Origin of the sequence: Roseomonas genomospecies 6 (assembly GCF_008365375.1) — a bacterium.
Lineage (GTDB): Bacteria > Pseudomonadota > Alphaproteobacteria > Azospirillales > Azospirillaceae > Azospirillum.
This window is the reverse complement of sequence record NZ_QOKW01000081.1, coordinates 1-1,433: the sequence shown is the minus strand read 5'-3', so window position 1 is coordinate 1,433 and position 1,433 is coordinate 1. Positions and strand designations below refer to the sequence as shown.

1 protein-coding gene is annotated in these 1,433 nt (G+C 65.9%); it reads left to right on the top strand.

Features of this window, described 5'->3' with window-relative positions:
• The first annotated feature begins 119 nt into the window (after positions 1-119).
• On the top strand, positions 120-1,154 hold the full coding sequence (locus tag DS843_RS30845; RefSeq protein WP_149472620.1) for an IS110 family RNA-guided transposase: 1,035 nt from the start codon (positions 120-122) through the stop codon (positions 1,152-1,154).
• Positions 1,155-1,433 lie beyond the last annotated feature (279 nt).

Genomic DNA, 1,433 nt, shown 5'->3' with positions numbered 1-1,433 from the left:
CTAGATGCCGTAATGGGCCTTGCTCCAAGCTCTGGCTTGGGCGGGCGGCTGTCCCCACAGTGATGGTGTGAGACACGGGGTCCGAGCGGATCGGCCCCAAGCATCATGGAGGGACAGCCATGGATCACTATGCCGGGATCGACGTCTCGTTGGAACAGAGCAGCGTGTGCGTGGTGGACGCGACGGGCAAGATCGTGCGGGAGGCCAAGGTGGCAAGTGAGCCTGACGCCCTGGTGCGCTTCTTCGCTGATCTTGGCTTTCCGGTGGTCCGTATCGGGTTGGAGGCTGGCCCCTTGTCGCAGTGGCTGCATGCGGGGCTGAGCGAGGCGGGCTTGGCGACGGTGCTGCTGGAAACCCGCCATGTGAAGGCGGCGCTGTCGGCGATGGTGGTGAAGACCGACCGCAAGGACGCCCGCGGCATCGCACAGTTGCTGCGTATGGGCTGGTTCCGGTCGGTGCACCGCAAGTCGGCCGATGCCCAGGAGGTCCGTGCCCTGCTGGTCGGGCGCAAGCTGCTGCAAAGCAAGCTGCGCGATGTGGAGTTCAGCATCCGCGGCCTCCTGCGCGGCTTCGGCTTGAAGGTCGGCGAGGTGAGCAAGGGCCGCTTTGCGGCACGAGTTCAAGAATTGATCGAGGGGCATGCGATGCTGGAGGAGGTCGTCGGCGCCATGCTGACGGCACGCGCGGGCCTGCACAGCGAGTTCATGCGCCTGCACCGCAAGATGCTGGCGATCGTGCGCGCTGATGAGGTCTGTCGGCGGCTGATGACCGTGCCAGGCGTGGGCCCGCTGGTCGCCGTGACCTTCACGGCAACGGTCGATGATCCGGCTCGCTTCACCTCGTCCAAGGCGGTGGGCGCGCACTTCGGACTGACACCCAAGAAGTACCAGTCGGGCGAGACCGACGTAACCGGCGGGGTCAGCAAGGTGGGGGATGCGATGGTGCGCACTGCCCTCTACGAGGCCGCCAACGTGCTGCTGAGCCGGACGACGAAGTTCTCCACGCTCAAGCGCTGGGCGCTGGAAGTGGCCAAGCGGCGCGGCGTGAAGCGGGCCAAGGTCGCTCTGGCGCGGAAGCTGGCCACTGTCCTGCACCGCATGTGGGTGGATGGCAGCGAGTTCCGCTGGGGCAAGGAGGCGCCGGTGGCCGCGTAAAACGGCTGGGCAACGGTTTGGAGCAGGGCCGCAAGGCGGTGCTCCGGTGAGGTCCCGTCGCCGGGACGCGGAAACCAGTGAGGACGGGAGTAGTGCTGTGGAAGTCCCCGCAAGGGGGTAAACCACGTGCCTTAGATTGTCCCGCTGGCTTCCTTTCTCTGACGGCATGATGTGGCGGCCACCGTGCTGACCACGGACGGAAGCGTGAAGCCGGCGACGTGACAATCACTGCGAGGGACTTGACGTTCGACAGCCCATTACGGAAGTACTACAGCCGGG